The following is a 13,551-nucleotide window of genomic DNA, read 5'->3' as shown; positions in this document are numbered from 1 at the left end:
CATTGGTGTTGCGTCTGTTGTGGTTGCTCCTCATCACCGTGGGCCTGGGCTGCGCCGGCGTGGCCGCCGCGCAACCGGTACCGCCGACGCCCCGCCAGGTGACCGTGTTCGACGGCCTGCCGTCGAACACCGTCAACCGCATGGCCGAGGATCGCTACGGCTACCTGTGGATCGCCACCAACGACGGCCTGGCCCGCTTCGACGGGCGCAACTACCGCATCTGGCGTGCCGAGGATGGGCTGCGCGACAACCATATCTGGACGGTGCATGTGGATCCGCGCAACCGGCTCTGGATCGGTACCGAGCACGCCGGCCTGGTGATGATGTCGGCCGATCGCCGCGAGCTGCGTTTCCACGACCGCCAGAACCATCCCGAGATCGGCAGCAACACGATCTGGAGCGTGGCGTCCACGCCGGATGGCGCGATCTGGTTCGGGACGTTCGAAGGCGGCCTGCATCGCATGGACCGCGATGGCACGATCACCCGCTACATGCCCGAGCGGCACAATCCGCGCAGCCTGCCCTCCGCGTCGGTGGGCAATCTGGCCACCACGCCGGACGGCACCCTGTGGGTCGGCACCAAGGCGGGGCTGGCGCGCTGGACCGGCCACGATTTCGAGCGCGTGCCCGACGCTCTGTTGCCGCTGGCGATGATCAATGGGCTCACCCCCGAGTCCGACGGCAGCCTGTGGATCAATACCAACGCCGGGGTCGTGGTGCGACGTCCGGACGGCCGGTTCGAACCGGCGCCCTGGAAGGTCTCCGCGGGTGACCAGATCCTGGGCATGATGCTGCGCGACGAACAGGGCGGGTATTGGCTGGACACCCGCTCGGGCCTTGGTCGCGCCTTTGACAATCAGTTCCAGCAGGTGCCGCTGTACAGCGCGGTGGCGCGCGGGCAGGTGCGGCCGAACTGGACGGGCGCCTATGAAGACCGCGAAGGCGGCATCTGGATGGCCAGCACCAATGGCGGCCTGTGGCATCTGTTGCCGCGCTGGTGGCAGTTCTCGGTGTTGTCGCGCCTGGAGGATGATCCGGCATCGTTGCGCAATGCCTATGCGCTTGGCATGGCCGCTGCCGCCGATGGCGGGGTGTGGACGGTGGGCACGCACGGGGCGCTGGATAAATTCGATCCGGTGAGCGGTCAGATCGAACAGCACAAAACCTGGGTGGATGGGACCCAGTGGCTGCAGTCGGTGGTCGAGGACCCGCGCGGGCAGGTCTGGATCGGTTCGTGGGACGCGTTGACGCGCTACGACCCCAAGGACGGACGCATGCGCCGCTGGGGGCGCGATGCCGCCGTTGACGCCTCGATGGAGGGCGCGATCGAAGCGCTGATCCTGTGCGATGGCAACCGGCTCTGGGTCATGGCCTCCAACGGCCTGCAGCAGCGTGATCTGGATGGCCACGTGCTCAACCAGATCCCGCTGGGCCATGCGGGCATGGCGCCCGGGCAGATGACCCAGGACATCCGCTGCGGCCCCGGCGATCACCTGTGGCAGGCCACCAACCAGGGGCTGATGCGGTGGGTCCCGATGCGCCGTCGTTTCGAACCGGTACCGGGCGGCCCCACCGGCGGTGTGTACGCGATGGCCTGGGCCGCCGATGGCTCGGTGTGGCTGTCCGAAGAGGGGCGCCTGAGCCAGTACCGCTGGCAGGACGAACGGCTGGTGCACGTCGCGCAGATCGGCGCCGAGCGCGGCTATCCGGAAGTGTCCGCCTCGGGCCTGGTGGTCGATGCGCAGGGCGTGGTGTGGGCGGCCAGCGCGCGCGGCCTGGTGCGCGCCGATCCGCACAGCGAGAACGTGCGCCTGTATGGCGTGCATGACGGTCTGCCCAGCCAGGAATTCCGTCGCCGCACACTGACCATGACGGCCAGCGGCCGGATTGCCGGCGGCACCCCGGCCGGTGTGGTGGTATTCGACCCGGCGCAGGTGAAGCCCTCCACCCGGCGCGCGCCGCTGGTGATCGAACGGGTGGAGGTACGCCGCGGCGAACGTGTGATCGACCTGACCCATCTGAACCCCCTGGAGATCGCCGATGGCGACCGTGACCTGCGCATCGTGGCGCGGCTGCTGTCCTTCGCCGATTCGTCCTCCAATACCTACCGTTACCGCCTGGCCGGCTACGACCCGGACTGGGTCGAAGTGGGGCCGGCCGGCGAGCGTCTGTTCTCGCGGCTGTCGCCGGGGCGTTACCGGCTGGAAGTGCAGGCCCGGTCGGCCGACCACATCTGGTCGCGGGTGCAGGTGCTTGAGTTCCGGGTGCTGCCACCGTGGTGGCGGAGCCTGTCCGGCCTGTTGCTGTTGACCTCGCTGGTGCTGCTGTCGTTGAGCCTGTTCGCCTGGTTGTACCGGCGGCGGCTGCAACGTCGGCATGCCTATCAGCTGGCGCTGCACAAGCAGGAACTGGCCGAACAGGCGTCGATGGCCAAGACCCGCTTCCTGGCCAACCTCGGGCACGAGGTGCGCACGCCGATGACCGGTGTGCTGGGCATGAGCGAGCTGCTGCTTGCCTCGCCGCTGGACCCGAAACAGCGCAGCTACACCGAATCGATCCGCCACGCCGGCGAGCACCTGCTGCACCTGGTCAACGACGCGCTGGATCTGGCGCGGATCGAGTCCGGCCGGCTGGAACTGCAGACGCAGCCGTTCCCGCTGGACCAGCTGGTGCACGACGTCTGCACGCTGATGAGCGCACTGGCCGAACAGAAGCAACTGCGTTTCATGGTGGACAATGCGTTGCCGCCGGGCACCTGGGCGGTGGGCGATGAAATGCGCGTGCGCCAGATCCTGCTCAACCTGCTCGGCAACGCGGTCAAGTTCACCAGCCACGGCCATGTCAGCCTGCATCTGCGCGCGATCGCGCCCGACCGCGGTGTGTACATCGAAGTGGCCGACACCGGGCCGGGCATCAGTGTCGAACAGCAGCAGCGTCTGTTCAAACGATTCGAGCAGGCCGATGGCGCGCGCACGGCCGCACAGTACGGCGGCAGCGGGTTGGGGCTGGCGATCTGCCGGGAACTTGCACTGGCCATGCAGGGCCAGGTGGACGTGGAGAGCCAGCTCGGCAGTGGTACCCGTTTCAGCGTGACCCTGCCGCTGCCGTTGCAGCACGGCGCCGCCGTCGATGCTTCACCGGGCGCGGCGGCGGTGGCCACGCTGCCGCCGTTGCGCATCCTGCTGGTGGAAGATGACACCACCGTGGCCGACGTGGTGACCGGCTTGCTCGGTGCGCGCGGCCACGAGGTGATCCATGCCGCGCACGCGCTGGCCGCCCTGCGCGAGGTGATGGATACCCCCTTCGACGTGGCGCTGCTGGATCTGGATCTGCCCGGGCTGAGCGGCATCGAACTGGCCGAGCAGTTCCGCAATCAGGGCTACGAGATGCCGATCATCGCGGTGACCGCGCGCACCGATCCGGCGATCGAGGCGCAGGTACGCCAGGCCGGGTTCAAGGACTTCCTGCGCAAGCCGGTGACCGGCGATCTGCTGGTCGCCGCAATCGCCCGCGCGCTGGGGCCCTGGCCGCCGCCTGTGTGAGGGGCGCTACTCGGCCACTTCTTCAACATCGCGCGGTGAAGGGCGCGTATCGGGAAGCTGCCAGAAAATCAGCGTGGAGGTCAGCGTGATCGCACCCACGCAGACGAAGGTGGCATGCAGTGCGGCGGTGGCGCCGTGTGCGACGTCGAGGTGGCCGAACGCGGCCAGCAGGCTGCCGGCCGCCGCAGCGCCGAAGCCGGTGGCGAGCATCATCACCATCGACAGCAGGCTGTTGCCGGGGCTGGCGAATTCGCGGTCGAGATCGCGCAGGGTCACGGTGTTCATGACGGTGAACTGCAGCGAGTTGACCGCGCCGAATACCGCCAGCTGCACCACGCGCAGCCACGTCGGCTGCCCGGGGGTCATGACAATGAAACTGGCCATTGCCAGGCCGACCAGCACAGTGTTGACCATCAGCACACGCCGGTAGCCGAACCGTTCGACCAGTTTGACGGCATAGCGCTTGGAGACCATGCCGGCGGCGGCCACCGGAATCATCAACAGGCCGGCATTCATCGGGCTCATGCCCATGCCGACCTGCAGGAGCAGGGGTATCAGCAGCGGCATGGCGCTGCTGCCGATGCGCGAGAACAGGTTGCCGAGGATGCCGATGCGATAGCTGGGCACATGGAACAGGGCCAGCGAGAACAGCGGCGCGGTGGAGTTGGCCGCGTGCAGCCAGTAACCGACCAGCGCGGCCAGGCCGGCCACCGTCATCAGCATGACCAGCGCATGCGGCGTGCCCATGCCGGAGATGCCGTCCAGCGCGAGCGACAGCACCACCATGCCGAACGCAAGCATGAGGTAGCCGGGCAGGTCGAAGCGGGTGCGGTGCTCGGCGTAATGGTCGGGCATGATCTTCATGGCGGCGATGAAGCCGATCACGCCGATCGGCAGATTGATCAGGAACACCCAGTGCCAGGAGGCGACTTCGACCAGCCACCCGCCGAGGGTGGGCCCGATCAGCGGGCCGATCAGCGCGGGGATGGCGATGAAGCTCATGGCGCGCAGGAAGTCGTCGCGCGGAACCGAACGCATCACGGCAAGGCGGCCGACCGGCAGCAGCATCGCGCCACCAACGCCCTGCAGGACACGCGCGCCCACCAGTTGGTGCAGCGTCTGGGCGAGGGCGCAGGCCAGCGAGCCGAGGGTGAACAGGATGATGGCGACGAGGAACGTGCGGCGCGTGCCGAAGCGGTCGGCGATCCAGCCGGAGGCGGGAATGAAGGTGGCCACCGCCAGCGCGTAGCTGAACACCACCGACTGCATCTGCAGGGGGCTTTCGCCGAGGCTGCGCGCCATCGCCGGCAGGGCGGTATTGACGATGGTCGAATCCAGCATCTGCATGAAGATCGCCAGCGATACCAGCCACAACAGGGGCCGTATCGAAGCGTAGCTGCCGGTCGTCATCGTGCGTGCCTTCCTCAACGAGGCACACATGATCGCCGATGCTGGATCAAGAAACGGTGGAGCCGCGTCGTCGGACCGGGAGGCGCCGGTCTCCCGCCGCGGGGACCCAGCTGTGGCGCGCAGTGCCGGGTGCTGCCCGGCATCTGCCCCTCAGCGCCGGCTCAACCGATGCACCGCGTCCACCAGCACGCCGACATGGTCGGGGTTCATGTCCGGCGACATGCCATGCCCCAGGTTGAACACGTGGCCCTCGCGCGAGCCGCCGTTGCCCTCGGCATAGCTGTCGAGCACGCGGCCGGCGGCACGCTCGATGGCCGCCGGGTTGCCGTAAAGGGTGGCGGGGTCGAGATTGCCCTGCAGTGCGACGCGACCACCGGTGCGGGCCACGGCGTCGGACAGGTCCAGGGTCCAGTCCACACCGAGTGCATCGGCGCCGGTGTCGGCCAGTGCGCCCAGGTGCAGGCCGGTGCCCTTGCCGAACAGGATCAACGGGGTGCGCTGGTCGCCCTGGCCGCGCTCGAGCGCCTGCGCGATGCGGGTCAGGTAGCGCAGCGAGAACTCGCGGTACATCGAGGGGCTGAGCACGCCGCCCCAGGTGTCGAAGACCTGCAGGACCTGGGCGCCGGCGGCGCGCTGGGCCGCCAGGTAGGCGATCACCGCATAGGTGACCACCGACAGCAGCTGGTGCAGAGCGGCCGGCTCGTTCAACGCCATCGCCTTGATCCGGGCGAAGTCCTTGCTGCCACCGCCCTCGACCATGTAGCAGGCCAGCGTCCACGGGCTGCCGGAGAAACCGATCAGCGGGACCTTGCCATCGAGTTCGCGGCGGATCACGCGCACTGCGTCCATCACGTAGCGCAGTTCGGTCTCCATGTCCGGCACCGCCAGCCGGGCGATGGCGGCGGCATCGCGTACGGGGTGACGGAACCTGGGGCCTTCGCCATCGACGAAGTACAGCTCCAGGCCCATCGCATCGGGAATGGTGAGGATGTCCGAGAACAGGATCGCCGCGTCCAGATCGAAACGGCGCAGCGGCTGCAGGGTGACTTCGCAGGCGATGTCGGGCGTCTTGGCCATCGCCAGGAAGCTGCCGGCCTTGGCGCGGGTGGCGCGGTACTCCGGCAGGTAGCGGCCGGCCTGGCGCATCAACCAGATGGGGGTGCAGTCCACCGGTTCGCGGCGCAGGGCACGCAGCAGTCGGTCATGGCGGGAGGGGCTGGTCACGGAACGCTTCCTTGGAATCTGGTGGCGCAGGGCCGAACGAAAGGGGGCTGGCGGCGCGGTGGCCGCCTAGCGCGGCGGGTCGCCGGGGCCGCGGGTGAGGGTGTAGCCGCGGTGGAGGTGCGCATCGCGCGCTTTCTCGAAGGCGGCCTGCGCCAGGTCTTCCTGCAGGAACAGCTCGCGGCGCAGTTGCCCGCGCCCGCCGATGGAGCCGGACTCGTGCAGCAGCTCCCAGCCGCCGAACAGGTCCGGCTGCAGGGTGAGCTGTAGGTAGCGGGCCGGGTCGGCACCGCGGGCGAGTTGGTGCAGGAAAACGCGCATGTGCCGATTGTAGCCGCGAACGCCGGAGGCGGCCGTGGACGCCGCCCCGGGTGCGGCAGACGGTCGCAGCCTCAGCCGGCGGCAAGCACGCGCAGCACGTCGGCTTCGTCGACGTCGGCCACGACCTCGGCGCGGCCGATGCCACGCCACAGCACCAGACGCAGGCGGCCGGCGATGTTCTTCTTGTCCAGCCGCATCCGTGCCAGCAGGGCCTCGGGCGCCAGTCCCGGCGGAATCGTCACCGGCAGTTCGTAGCGCGCCAGCAGATCGCGCAGCTGCACGGTGTCGGCCTCGGTACTCATGCCCAGCTGGGCCGACAGGCGTGCGGCCAGTACCATGCCCACCGCGACTGCTTCGCCGTGGTTGAGGTTGTCATTGCCCGGTGCGCCGTAGCCCTGTTCGGTTTCGATGGCGTGGCCGAAAGTGTGGCCGAGGTTGAGCAGCGCGCGCTCGCCTTTTTCCAGCGGATCGCGGGCGACGATCTCGGCCTTGTGCTCGCAGCTGCGTGCGATCGCCTGGGCCAGCGCGGTGTCATCACCGGCCAGCAGCGCGGCGTGCTCGGCCTGCAGCCACTGGAAGAACAGCGGGTCGCCGATCGCGCCGTACTTGATCACTTCGGCGAGGCCGGCACGCAGCTCGCGCGGGGGCAGCGTACGCAGGGCGGCGGTATCGGCGATCACCGCGCGCGGCGGGTGAAAGGCGCCCACCAGGTTCTTGCCTTCGGGAATGTCCACGGCGGTCTTGCCGCCGACCGAGGAATCGACCATCGCCAGCAGCGAGGTCGGCAACTGCACACAGTCCACGCCCCGCATCCAGCAGGCCGCCGCGAAGCCGGCGAGGTCGCCGGCGACGCCGCCGCCGAGCGCCATCACGCAGGCATCGCGGGTGGCGCCGAGCGCGGCGAGTGCGGTGAGCGCCGCGCCGAAATTGTCCAGGGTCTTGGAGGCTTCGCCGGCCGGCAGCACGAGCGTGCCGATCAGCAGGTCCGGGCGGGCGTCGAGCAGGGCGGTCTTTACCCCGTCAAGGTACAACGGCGCCACGGACGAATCGCTGAGCAGCAGCACATGGCGGCCACGGACGTGGCGGGCCAGCAGGGCACCCTGGCCGAGCAGGCCCGGGCCGATATGGATGGTGTAAGGCGAGTCGCCGCCGACGGCGACGGTGCGGGGAGCGGGGGTCATGCGGGGGTGTCCTGTCGCTGCCATTGCGCGGCCAGGCGCAGCACCAGCTGCGCGGTGGCCTCGGCGGGGGTGTAGAGATCGGTATCCAGGGTGAGGTCGGCCAGCCCGCGGTACAGCGGGTCGCGCAGGGCGGCCATCTCGTGCAGCACCTGTTCGCGGTCCGGGCGCTGCAGCAGCGGGCGGCCGCGGTCACGCGCCAGGCGTTCAAGCTGGGCCGGCACGCTGACCCGCAGGTACACTACAAAGCCGCGCCGGGCGATGGCCGCGCGGTTGTCCGGGTCCAGCACGGCGCCGCCGCCGGTGGACACCAGCTGGTTGCGGCCGGTCAGCAGTGCCTGCAGCACCTGGCGTTCGTGCTGGCGGAAGCCGGCTTCGCCGGCGTGCTCGAACAGGGCCGGAATGCTGGCGCCGGTGGCCTCGACAATGGCCTGGTCGGCGTCGACGAAGTCCAGCGTGAAGCGCTCCGCCAGGCGGCGCCCGATGCAGGTTTTGCCGGCACCCATCGGGCCGATCAGGATCAGGTTCGGAGCGGGATTCATTACCCGCGATCCTAACATCTCCGTGCCACGGCCTTTACGCGCCGGCCCGCATGGTGGGCTGCGCGGAATGTCCCGCGCGCAGCCGGAGCCTGTCCATGTCAGTGGCCAAAATCATCGAGATCAATGCCTCCTCCAAGACCAGCGTCGAGGACGCCGTCCGCAGCGGCCTGAAGAAGGTATCCGAGACGGTGAAGGGCATCCAGGGCGCCTGGATCAACGAGACCAAGGTGGTCACCGACGGCGACGGCACCATCACCGAATGGCGGGTCAACCTGCGGGTGACGTTCCTGGTGAGCTGAGAGGCGCTGCCGGCACGACGCGGCGCTGCTCGTCCAGCGTGATCACCCGGTCGGCCAGGGCCGGCAGCGTGCGCAGCGCCTGCCGGCTGACCCGTTCGTAGTACTGCACGAACCGCTCCAGCTGGGCGCGGCTCATGCTGCTGCGACCGGGTTGGGCGGCCTGCAGGTTCTGTTCCTGCTGCCAGCGCCAGCGCGGGACCACCGAGAAATCCGGCGGCTGCAGGAACCACAGCCGGTTGCAGCGCTGCCACAGGGCCGGATAGTCCCTGGCCAGCGCCTCGTTGCACCAGCGCCGCCAGCGCCCGTCCGGGTCGGCCTCGCGCTCGAGCGCGTTGAGCGGTGCCGCCAGTGCGGCCCCGGTCTCGGGTGGCGTGCCGAGAAACCAGCCTTCGAACACCAGCAGGTCCAGTGGGCCTGCCAGACGTGGCCATGCCGACGCCGGCTCGCGCTCGTCGGCCAGCTTGTCGAAGCGGGGCAGGGTGACCGGCCCGCCGGTGGCGACCGCATCGAGCGTGGCGTGGGCCAGAGGCAGATCGTGGGTGCCGGGCGGACCACGGGTCAGCAGCAGCGGGTGCACCTGCCGTGCCAGGCGCTGACGCTGCGCCCGGGTCAGGTAGACATCATCGATGGAGAGCATCGCCGCGCGCAGGCCACGCGCCTCCGCCAGGGCCACCACCTGGGCGGCCAGCGTCGATTTGCCGCTCCCCTGCAGCCCGCTGATCGCCAATACTGGACGGGCCGCACCACACCCCAGTGCATCGTCCAGCGCCTGCGCGACCAGCGTATCTGGAAATCCTTTTGTGGCGGGCATGTACGCAGGTGCGGGCATGCAGCGACAATAAACCCAAACCGCGCGACAAGAAAACCGCCATGACCGATCTGTATGCCGAAGCGTTGTCCACCTTTGCCGGGCTGTTCGAAGAAGCCAAGGCAAGCCGCGAAGTCGAACCCAATGCCATGACGGTGGCCACCGCCGGCGCCGGCGGGCGGCCATCGGCGCGTACCGTGCTGCTCAAGGCGTTCGATGCGCGTGGCTTCGTGTTCTACACCCACCTGGCCAGCCACAAGGGCCGGGAACTGCAGGAGAACCCGCATGCGGCCCTGCTGTTCCTGTGGCGCAGCCTGCGCGAGGCCGGCATCCAGGTGCGCATCGAAGGTGCGGTGGAGCAGGTGGCCGACGCGGAGGCCGATGCCTACTTCGCGTCGCGTCCGCGCATGAGCCAGATCGGTGCATGGGCCTCGCTGCAGTCGCAGACCCTGGCGTCGCGCGAGGCATTCGATGCGCGCGTGGCGGAGATCGAAGCGCGCTTCGACGGCCAGGACGTGCCGCGTCCGGCGGGTTGGAGCGGTCTGCGCGTAGTGCCGCAGCGCATCGAGTTCTGGTACGGCGCGCAGTTCCGCCTGCATGAGCGCTGGTGCTATGAGATCGACGCATCCGGCCAGTGGAGCAAGCGGCTGCTGTTCCCGTGAGTGCGCCTGCGCCCGTGATCCGGCAGGCGGTGCCCGCCGACGCGGCGGCATGGGCGCGGCTGAGGCTGGGGCTGTGGCCCGACGCCGACGACCCGGTTGATGCGTTGGCCCTGTCGCTGGCCGACACCGACGGGGCGGTGCTGCTGGCGTGTACGGCCGACGGCGAGGCGATCGGTTTTGCCGAGGTGCGGCTGCGCCGCGACTACGTCAACGGCACCGACAGCTCGCCGGTTGGCTTTCTCGAAGGCTGGTACGTGCAGCCGGGCTGGCAGGGCCAGGGCACGGGACGCACGCTGCTTGATGCGGCGGCGGCCTGGACGCGCGCGGCCGGCTGCAGCGAACTGGCCTCGGACAGCGCGCTGGACGCGGTGGCCGCGCATGCGGCGCATCGCGCATGCGGATTCGAGGAAACCGAGCGCGTGGTGTACTTCCGCATGGCGCTGCAGCCGCTGCCCTGACGCGCGTACCGCGTGGCCGCTAGACGATCGCGGCGGCGCGCAGCCATCGCCACAGCGTGGTGCGCGAAACGCCGAGCTGCGCGCACGCCTGCTCGCGGTTGCCCCCGCACGCGGCGAGGACCTGCTGCAGCGTGACGGCGTCCGGCCGGGCGGCGGCGGCCGCCCCCACCCCCGACGGCGGCGTATCGACCCGGGCAGGCGCGGGCGCGCGGGGCAATCCGTCCAGTTCCGGCACCCACTGCAGCATCTGCGCCAACGACAGGTCGCCTGGCCGGTGCTGCCAGTGGATGCGCAGCCGGTCGACCACGTTGCGCAGTTCCCGCACGTTGCCCGGCCACGGCGCCTCGCCCAGCCGCTGCAGCGCTGCCACAGAAAGGGGCGAGGCGGTCTGGCCGAGCTGCCGGAAGAAGTGGGCCACCAGCAGCGGAATGTCCTCGCTGCGTTCGCGCAGGGTGGGCAGGGCGATCCGCAGCGCCGCCAGCCGGAAGTACAGATCGCGGCGGAAGCGCTGCGCCTCCACCAGCGATTCCAGGCTTTGCAGCGTGGCGGCGACCACACGCACATCCACCGGCGTAGGTTCGGTCGCACCGACGCGCAGCACTTCGCGCTCTTCCAGCACCCGCAGCAGGCGGGTCTGCAGCGGCAGTGGCAGCTCGCCGATCTCGTCCAGGAACAGCGTGCCGCCCTCGGCCGCTTCGACCAGGCCCACGCGCCCACCCCGGCGCGCGCCGGTGAAGGCGCCTTCGGTATAGCCGAACAGCTCGGCCTCCAGCAGCGATTCACTGATCGCCCCGCAGTTGAGCGCCACGAAGCGGCCGCGCCGGCCACTGGCGGCGTGCAGCTGGCGCGCCACCAGTTCCTTGCCGGTGCCAGTGGCGCCAGTGACCAGCACGGTGCTGTCGTGCGGGGCGTACAGCGCGATGCGATCGCGTACCTGCTGCATCGGCGGACTGTCGCCGAGCAGGGCGTGGTCGGCATCGCGGTGCCGGGCCGGCGGCCGGCGCCGCGGCGACGGCGCACCGGACCGGGCCAGGGTCTGGGTCAGTTCCAGCGCATGCTCGAATGCCTGCCGCACCGAATCGGCCGAGTACAGCAGCACGCCCGGCAGGCCCACCTGCTCGGCATGATCGATGGCCATGCCGGTGCCGACGATCACCTCGATGCCGTTGGCGCGCATGTCGGCGATGCAGTCGCGGGCGTCTTCACGGGTGACAAAGCGGCGGTGTTCGATGTCCAGCCCGAAGCTGTGCTGGAAGCTGCCGAAGGTGGGCACGTCGGTGGCATGGGTGACCAGGCCGATGCGCGGTGCGATGCGCCGCGCGCGCGCCAGCGCTTCCATCAGGTCGAAGCCGTTGGCCTGGATCGGCACCAGCGGCACCTCCAGCCGGCTGCGCAGGTAGGCCGCGTTGGAGCCGCCGGCGATCACGACATCGCAGTGCTCGCGACGCAGCCGCTGGCCGATCACGTCCACCGCTTCCTCGAAGCCGAGGTTGATCGGCACGATCCGTGCGCGGCGGTCGAATTCGGGAATCACATCGCCGAGCAGGCCGGTCAGGCGGGAGACGCTCACCGTCCAGATCACCGGCAGGTGGCCGGGGTCCAGGTCGGGCAGGCGAGGGCGCGGCAGGATGACGGACATGGCGTTGTTTCAATGTTTCGGTTCCATCCATGTTACATGTGTTTCATTGGGCGGACATGAAACGTTGCTGCCGTGGTCCAGCCTCAATGAATTCATGGGGTTGCGACTTGGCACGGCCCTTGCGCCTGTCCTCCCGTCACTCACGATGGAATGCCACATGAGCTCCTCTGTTTCCTCCGCGGGCAGCCGCTTCCGCGCTGCGCTGGCCGCCGAATCGCCCCTGCAGGTGATCGGCGCGATCAACGCCAACCACGCTCTGCTGGCCCAGCGTGCCGGCTACCGGGCCATCTATCTGTCCGGCGGCGGCGTTGCCGCCGGCTCGCTGGGCCTGCCGGACCTGGGCATCAACACCCTGGAAGACGTGCTGATCGACGTGCGCCGCATCACCGACGTCTGCGACCTGCCGCTGATGGTGGACATCGACACCGGCTTCGGCCCCAGCGCGTTCAACATCGCGCGCACCGTAAAGTCGCTGATCAAGGCAGGTGCGGCCGCCTGCCATATTGAAGACCAGGTCGGCGCCAAGCGCTGTGGTCACCGTCCCGGCAAGGAAATCGTCACGCAGGGCGAGATGGTCGACCGCGTGAAGGCCGCCGCCGATGCCAAGACCGATCCGGATTTCTTCCTGATCGCGCGTACCGACGCCATCCAGGTGGACGGCGTGGACGCGGCGATCGAGCGCGCCATCGCCTGCGTGGAGGCCGGTGCCGATGGCATCTTCGCCGAGGCCGCCTATGACCTGGACACCTACCGCCGCTTCGTCGATGCGGTGAAGGTGCCGGTGCTGGCCAACATCACCGAGTTCGGCAAGACCCCGCTGTTCAGCCGCGATGAACTGGCCTCGGCCGGCGTGGCAATCCAGCTGTTCCCGCTGTCCGCGTTCCGCGCCGCCAACAAGGCCGCCGAGAACGTGTATGAGACCATCCGTCGGGAAGGCCACCAGCGCAACGTGGTCGACGCGATGCAGACGCGCGAGGAACTGTACGACCGTATCGGCTACCACGCCTTCGAGCAGCAGCTCGATGCGCTGTTCGCCGCCAAGAAGTAAGACCGAAGCACTGTTTTCCTGGAGGGATCATGAGCGAAGCAACCACCGCCCCCGGCTTCAAGCCGAAAAAGTCCGTCGCCCTGTCGGGCACCGCCGCCGGCAACACCGCACTGTGCACCGTTGGCCGCAGTGGCAATGACCTGCACTACCGCGGCTACGACATCCTGGACCTGGCCAACACCAGTGAGTTCGAGGAGATCGCCCACCTGCTGGTGCACGGCAAGCTGCCCACGCGCGCCGAACTGGTCGCCTACAAGGCCAAGCTGAAGTCGCTGCGCGGCATCCCGGCCGCGGTCAAGGCTGCGCTGGAAGAGCTGCCGCCGTCGGCGCACCCGATGGACGTGATGCGCACCGGCGTGTCGGTGCTCGGCTGCGTGTCGCCGGAGAAGGACGACCACAACCACCCGGGCGCGCGCGACATCG

General features: G+C 69.3%; 13 protein-coding genes. 6 read left to right on the top strand and 7 right to left on the bottom strand.

Features of this window, described 5'->3' with window-relative positions; genetic code table 11:
- Positions 1–2 precede the first annotated feature (2 nt).
- Positions 3–3,542, top strand: a complete 3,540-nt coding sequence (locus ACPEH1_RS15445) for an ATP-binding protein (protein ID WP_423716022.1) — start codon at positions 3–5, stop codon at positions 3,540–3,542.
- A gap of 6 nt (positions 3,543–3,548) precedes the next feature.
- On the opposite strand, the gene mdtD is transcribed toward ACPEH1_RS15445, so the two are convergent.
- The 5 genes from mdtD to ACPEH1_RS15420 all read right to left on the bottom strand — a co-directional run bounded on the left by mdtD (position 3,549) and on the right by ACPEH1_RS15420 (position 8,214).
- Positions 3,549–4,952, bottom strand: coding sequence for a multidrug transporter subunit MdtD (gene mdtD / locus ACPEH1_RS15440; protein ID WP_017357382.1), 1,404 nt, complete (start codon positions 4,950–4,952; stop codon positions 3,549–3,551).
- A gap of 150 nt (positions 4,953–5,102) precedes the next feature.
- On the bottom strand, positions 5,103–6,176 hold the full coding sequence (gene hemE, locus ACPEH1_RS15435) for a uroporphyrinogen decarboxylase (RefSeq protein WP_423716021.1): 1,074 nt from the start codon (positions 6,174–6,176) through the stop codon (positions 5,103–5,105).
- A 66-nt stretch (positions 6,177–6,242) separates the two neighbouring features.
- Positions 6,243–6,494: a WGR domain-containing protein gene (locus ACPEH1_RS15430; RefSeq protein WP_136003085.1), complete on the bottom strand. Its 252-nt coding sequence runs from the start codon at positions 6,492–6,494 to the stop codon at positions 6,243–6,245.
- A 71-nt stretch (positions 6,495–6,565) separates the two neighbouring features.
- Positions 6,566–7,675: a 3-dehydroquinate synthase gene (gene aroB, locus ACPEH1_RS15425; protein WP_153164646.1), complete on the bottom strand. Its 1,110-nt coding sequence runs from the start codon at positions 7,673–7,675 to the stop codon at positions 6,566–6,568.
- Positions 7,672–8,214, bottom strand: coding sequence for a shikimate kinase (locus tag ACPEH1_RS15420; protein ID WP_136003087.1), 543 nt, complete (start codon positions 8,212–8,214; stop codon positions 7,672–7,674). Before ACPEH1_RS15420 ends, aroB begins: the two co-directional genes overlap by 4 nt.
- A 95-nt stretch (positions 8,215–8,309) precedes the next feature.
- Here ACPEH1_RS15420 and ACPEH1_RS15415 point away from each other — a divergent pair, with 95 nt between their 5' ends.
- Entirely contained in the window at positions 8,310–8,513 is a 204-nt protein-coding gene (locus tag ACPEH1_RS15415) for a dodecin family protein (RefSeq protein ID WP_262072004.1), read from the top strand.
- On the opposite strand, the gene ACPEH1_RS15410 is transcribed toward ACPEH1_RS15415, so the two are convergent.
- Entirely contained in the window at positions 8,482–9,342 is an 861-nt protein-coding gene (locus ACPEH1_RS15410) for a kinase (protein WP_153164645.1), read from the bottom strand. The genes ACPEH1_RS15415 and ACPEH1_RS15410 overlap by 32 nt on opposite strands.
- A gap of 41 nt (positions 9,343–9,383) precedes the next feature.
- Here ACPEH1_RS15410 and pdxH point away from each other — a divergent pair, with 41 nt between their 5' ends.
- Positions 9,384–9,983, top strand: coding sequence for a pyridoxamine 5'-phosphate oxidase (gene pdxH, locus ACPEH1_RS15405; protein ID WP_136003090.1), 600 nt, complete (start codon positions 9,384–9,386; stop codon positions 9,981–9,983).
- Positions 9,980–10,441: an aminoglycoside 6'-N-acetyltransferase gene (aac(6'), locus tag ACPEH1_RS15400; RefSeq protein ID WP_262072006.1), complete on the top strand. Its 462-nt coding sequence runs from the start codon at positions 9,980–9,982 to the stop codon at positions 10,439–10,441. The genes pdxH and aac(6') overlap by 4 nt, the downstream gene beginning before the upstream one ends.
- A gap of 19 nt (positions 10,442–10,460) precedes the next feature.
- On the opposite strand, the gene prpR is transcribed toward aac(6'), so the two are convergent.
- Positions 10,461–12,080, bottom strand: a complete 1,620-nt coding sequence (gene prpR, locus ACPEH1_RS15395) for a propionate catabolism operon regulatory protein PrpR (protein ID WP_423716020.1) — start codon at positions 12,078–12,080, stop codon at positions 10,461–10,463.
- 157 nt (positions 12,081–12,237) lie between these two features.
- Between prpR and prpB the strand changes: the two genes are divergently transcribed.
- Both prpB and ACPEH1_RS15385 read left to right on the top strand, forming a co-directional pair.
- On the top strand, positions 12,238–13,128 hold the full coding sequence (prpB, locus tag ACPEH1_RS15390) for a methylisocitrate lyase (protein ID WP_051008596.1): 891 nt from the start codon (positions 12,238–12,240) through the stop codon (positions 13,126–13,128).
- A gap of 29 nt (positions 13,129–13,157) precedes the next feature.
- Positions 13,158–13,551, top strand: a 394-nt coding sequence (locus ACPEH1_RS15385) for a citrate/2-methylcitrate synthase (protein WP_423716019.1), incomplete at its 3' end; no start/stop codon positions are given.

This window comes from Stenotrophomonas sp. NPDC077421 (assembly GCF_049545505.1).
In the GTDB taxonomy this organism is placed as follows: Bacteria; Pseudomonadota; Gammaproteobacteria; order Xanthomonadales; family Xanthomonadaceae; genus Stenotrophomonas; species Stenotrophomonas nematodicola.
The sequence above is the reverse complement of the archived record's forward strand: the minus strand, read 5'-3'. Positions and strand labels throughout refer to the sequence as shown.